Source organism: Lamprobacter sp., assembly GCF_034860625.1.
In the GTDB taxonomy this organism is placed as follows: Bacteria; Pseudomonadota; Gammaproteobacteria; order Chromatiales; family Chromatiaceae; genus Lamprobacter.
In genome coordinates this window covers 1-3,934 of record NZ_JAYESN010000261.1, presented here as the reverse complement: position 1 = coordinate 3,934, position 3,934 = coordinate 1, and the positions used below count along the sequence as shown (strand labels likewise).

The window sequence follows — 3,934 nt, the reverse complement described above, 5'->3', positions numbered from 1 at the left end:
CGCATGATTAAGGAGATTTCACATTTATTGTCAATGACTTAGATAAAAAAATCGCCATCACCAATAGGAATAATAAGCGCAAATCTAGCTTGTCAATACAGGAGTTTACTTAGGAACTCAGTTCCTTACTTCAGCCGCCATCTAGGGAACTCAGTTCCCTACTTCAGCTGCCATCTAGGGAAATCAGTTCTCTACTTCAGCTGCCAATCTAGGGAACTCAGTTCCCTACTTCAGTCGCCATCTAGGGAACTCAGTTCTCTACTTCAGCTGCCATCTAGGGAACTCAGTTCTCTACTTCAGCTGCCAATCTAGGGAACTCAGTTCCCTACTCAGGACCATTATGAGTCGTACTTGGTGACAGCATTCAGACGGCCTGGCACAAACGAGGCGTTGCCGGTCGCGAGAGAGTTGCAGCGCGGTACTTATCTGTAACCGATGCCTTAGCCGCCTTCTGGCCAGCCGCCGATCACCGACCTGGCGCCAACAGAACAGCCAGGCTTTGCAATGATGTGCCGCTGTGCATCATCGCCGTGATCGGCCATTCCGTGAGCATGACCAGGCATTCCGGAAACACACCGACAATCGATCGGAATCAGCGGTCACGATTGGCCGGAATACGCGCGGATCACGGTCCCCGCCGCCGAAGGAGAAGGCCAGCCTGCCCCCTTCTGTCAGGCGCTGACCCGATCTGCGCTGAGCCGTTCAAGCTTGCCGAGTCGTGGCTGGATGTCGCAGCACTCGACCGACGCGCGGATGAGTTCGATCGCCAGCAGTTCATCCTTGGCCGGCGACAGGCGGGCGCGTAGGTCACAGGGCTACTACGCAGGGGCGGCAGTGGTCATGGCACTATCGGGCGCGGGTGGCGTGATCAAGGCGGGCGGTGGTGCACGACAGGCTGTGTGGCGAGGAGGCTGGTGCCGGCGGTGACTCAATCTAGCGCTGGCTTGGGCTTCTTCTCGAACACCTGCAGATTCGGATCCTGCAGCAGGATCGCTGGCCCTTGGTCGGTCGGCACCTGAGCACCGAGCGTGCCGCTCAGGGCAGCGACCCATTGCGGCCAGTCGCTATTCGCCTTGGTGAGTTTCTTCCAGGCCTTCGGGCGCAGCGTGGCGATCACCAGGGCGTTGTCGGTCTGGATGCCGATCTTCATGCCGTCCTTGATCTGGACCGCCTTGGGCAACTGGTTAAACTTCAGGGTGAGTTCGAGGCGACCGGGCACGATGGCATCCTCCGTCAGTGGGGCGTCTTTGGGAATGTTGGGCGCAGGGGGTTTTGGGGGCTTCACCGTCCACGGCTTCTGCGGTGGGATCTCTCCCCGCAGCACGGCCGCGGCATACGCGGCTTGGTGGGCGCTAACCTGACCGCAGGGGGTGCCGTCGATCGCTAAACGGGGTGCGCCTTCGACGGTGGCTTCGAGATAGGCCGGCAGGTTGCAGTAGTCGGCGAGCGCTCTGTTGATCAAGTTGCGCAGGAGCTGTTTCGCAACGCTTCGTTGATGCTTGTTGGTGCCTTCGGCACGGATCAACTCGGCCGCGAGCGGCTCGAACATGTCCTTGTTAATCTTGATCTTGACCGGCTTCGGATTGGCGACATCGAAACAGGCCGGGAAGTGCTTGAGCAGGTCGAAGGGCTCAAGGCCATCGGGGAGTGCCGCCTGTAACGTCGATGCGGTCTGTTGCGAATCGGTGTTGGGGGCTGTCGGTTCAGGGTTGGTCATCGCTCTCGGGTCATGGCGTTTGGTGAACGAGGGCTCGGTTGCTGGGTGGCGGGGATTGGCGACCTCGCCGTGAACGAGACTGGCGACAACGGGCTCAGCGCAGACGGGGTTCGGCGGGCGTCGGCTCCGCTCGGGCCTCAATCCGCAGTCGCCAGTCACCCCGGACCTGCCGGAGACTGCAGTCGCCCACCAACCAGTTCGTGGTCTTGAAACGAGTCCGCTTGCGCTCGACCAGCCAATCGACGATGACGCGGGTTGCAGGATGAACGCTTTCCGGATCGCGGATCTTCTCTAGGTACTGGGGCTGGCCGCCAACATCGGCAAACACCACGGCATTCCAGACCGTCCAGCAGGTCTTCAGCAACGATTGCCCTTCCTGACTATTCGGCTCGATGCCCATGCGCTCAAACAAGGGCTTTGCAAAGTCGAGGAAGGTCGCGGAGTATTTTTTGGTCGGCTTCTTGCGCAGTGCCATGCGGGTGGATGGGCGATCGTCTTCAGCGGTTGGTGTGATGGGGTCGTTGGTGCCTGTTGGCCATCGTCTTGCACCCTGTTGGTGGCGATGGCGCGGATCTCAGCTTAAAGTTCATCCGCCTCCAGGCGGCGCAGACCAATCAGGGTGCCGATCGCATTGCCCAGCTGGAGATCGCCCTGCATCAGCAACCGTGTTGAGAGCGAGGCGACGAAGGCTTGCGCGCGGGCATCGTCACTCGGCGCAAAGGCCGCCTCGGCAAAGGCTTGGTGGATCAGTTGCTCGAGGCCGGCTGGATCACCGGCACTGTTGAACAGGCTGTGCGTCGTCGTACCGCTACCTCCTGATCGGCCCCGGAACCCGCGCATCCCGCGCCCCGTCCAGAGCCTGGCTGTCGGATCAATGGGGTCCTGATCGCGCTATGATGAGGCCTTATCCTGTCTCGCTTTTCCTGCCTTGTCCATCACCATGACCCGCTCAGAACTCATCGCCAAGCTGACCCAGCATCCGACGCACCTCGCCCCCGAGGACGTCGAGATGGCCGCGAAGACGCTGATCGACCTGATGCGCGAGACCCTCGCTGCTGGGGAGCGTATCGAGGTGCGCGGATTTGGTGCCTTCGTCCTGCGCGAGTATGCGCCTCGCCTGGGCCGCAACCCGAAGACTGGGGAATCCGTGATGCTACCGGCCCGGCATCGGGTGCATTTCAAGCCGGGTAAAGACCTGCGCGAGCGGGTGGATGCGGGTAAATCGCCCTCATGAGCTTTCGCTTCTGGCGCCGTGTTCAGCTCTTCCCGGGCGTGAGCCTGAACCTGAGCAAATCCGGCGCTTCGCTCTCCGTGGGACCGCGCGGCGCCAAGTACACCATCGGCCCCAACGGCACCTGGGCCACCGTCGGGCTGCCCGGCACCGGCCTCTTCTATAGTGTGCAGAACCCCGGACGGGTGAGAGCGTCTGACCGCGGCCGCCGCACTCACACCGAGCGCACTCGCAGCCTGCCACCGGCGCCCTTGCCGGTTGCGGTCAAGGACCGACTCACGCTCGGCTTCTTCCAGCACCTGATCACCCCGGCCGATGAGCAAGCCTTCATCGCCGGACTGCGCGCCCTGCACGAGGGCGACGAGACCGAGGCCCTGGCCCAGCTGGAGACGGCCGCCGAGCAGCCCGATGCCGCCTGGACCGCCGGCCTGCTACGACTCAAGCGCCGCGACCTCGAGGCCGCGCATGCGCTGCTGCACAGCGCCCTGCAGCGGCAAGACCGCTTGGGGCAGCTCTACGCCAAGTACCAGGTCAACGCCACCACCAGCTTCTCGATCACCCCCGAGGTCACCGCCCACATCGCCCCGCGCGAGCGTGGTACCCGGCTGGCCCTGGCCGAGCTGCATCAGTTGCGTGAGCAGCCGGCGCTGGCGGCCGAGCACCTGCGCCTGATCCTGGCCGAGACCCCAGACGATGTAGTGTTCAAGGCGGCCCTGGCCGAGCTGCTGCTCGAGGTTGAGCCGGTCCCGCGCGCGAACGCCGATCAGGTGTTGCAACTGAGTGCAGGGCTGGAGAACGAGACGCCGGTGCATGCTGCGCTGTTGCTCTACAAAGCGCGCGCGTTGCGGGCACTGGGCCTGGATGAGGTGGCGGTGAGCACCCTGACCCAGGCCTATCGGCGCAAAAAGGATCGGCCCGTGGAGCTGTTGCGCCAGATCCGCTATGAGCGGGCGCTGGCCTATGCGGCGGTGGGGCGGCGCGGTGAT

The 3,934-nt window shown here is 62.9% G+C and carries 5 protein-coding genes; 2 read left to right on the top strand and 3 right to left on the bottom strand.

The annotated features are described in order from the left end of the window. Positions 1-928: 928 nt before the first annotated feature. The 3 genes from VBE63_RS25620 to VBE63_RS25610 form a co-directional block, all read right to left on the bottom strand. Positions 929-1,717 (bottom strand): ProQ/FINO family protein, encoded by a 789-nt coding sequence (locus tag VBE63_RS25620; protein ID WP_323685833.1) that lies wholly within the window; start codon positions 1,715-1,717, stop codon positions 929-931. 94 nt (positions 1,718-1,811) lie between these two features. After that, entirely contained in the window at positions 1,812-2,192 is a 381-nt protein-coding gene (locus VBE63_RS25615) for a hypothetical protein (protein ID WP_323685832.1), read from the bottom strand. A gap of 104 nt (positions 2,193-2,296) precedes the next feature. Then, on the bottom strand, positions 2,297-2,557 hold the full coding sequence (locus VBE63_RS25610; protein WP_323685831.1) for a hypothetical protein: 261 nt from the start codon (positions 2,555-2,557) through the stop codon (positions 2,297-2,299). A 100-nt stretch (positions 2,558-2,657) separates the two neighbouring features. On the opposite strand from VBE63_RS25610, the gene VBE63_RS25605 reads away from it, so the two are divergent. Both VBE63_RS25605 and VBE63_RS25600 read left to right on the top strand, forming a co-directional pair. Then, positions 2,658-2,951, top strand: a complete 294-nt coding sequence (locus VBE63_RS25605) for an integration host factor subunit beta (protein ID WP_323685830.1) — start codon at positions 2,658-2,660, stop codon at positions 2,949-2,951. Continuing rightward, the coding region (locus VBE63_RS25600; RefSeq protein ID WP_323685829.1) for a DUF4236 domain-containing protein at positions 2,948-3,934 on the top strand (987 nt) is incomplete at its 3' end. The genes VBE63_RS25605 and VBE63_RS25600, both read left to right, overlap by 4 nt.

Bases quoted from the DNA above. Each gene is read 5' to 3' on its own strand.
- VBE63_RS25615 (WP_323685832.1), bottom strand. From the start codon at position 2,192: ATGGCACTGCGCAAGAAGCCGACCAAAAAATACTCCGCGACCTTCCTC.
- VBE63_RS25620 (WP_323685833.1), bottom strand. From the start codon at position 1,717: ATGACCAACCCTGAACCGACAGCCCCCAACACCGATTCGCAACAGACC.
- VBE63_RS25605 (WP_323685830.1), top strand. From the start codon at position 2,658: ATGACCCGCTCAGAACTCATCGCCAAGCTGACCCAGCATCCGACGCAC.
- VBE63_RS25610 (WP_323685831.1), bottom strand. From the start codon at position 2,557: ATGCGCGGGTTCCGGGGCCGATCAGGAGGTAGCGGTACGACGACGCAC.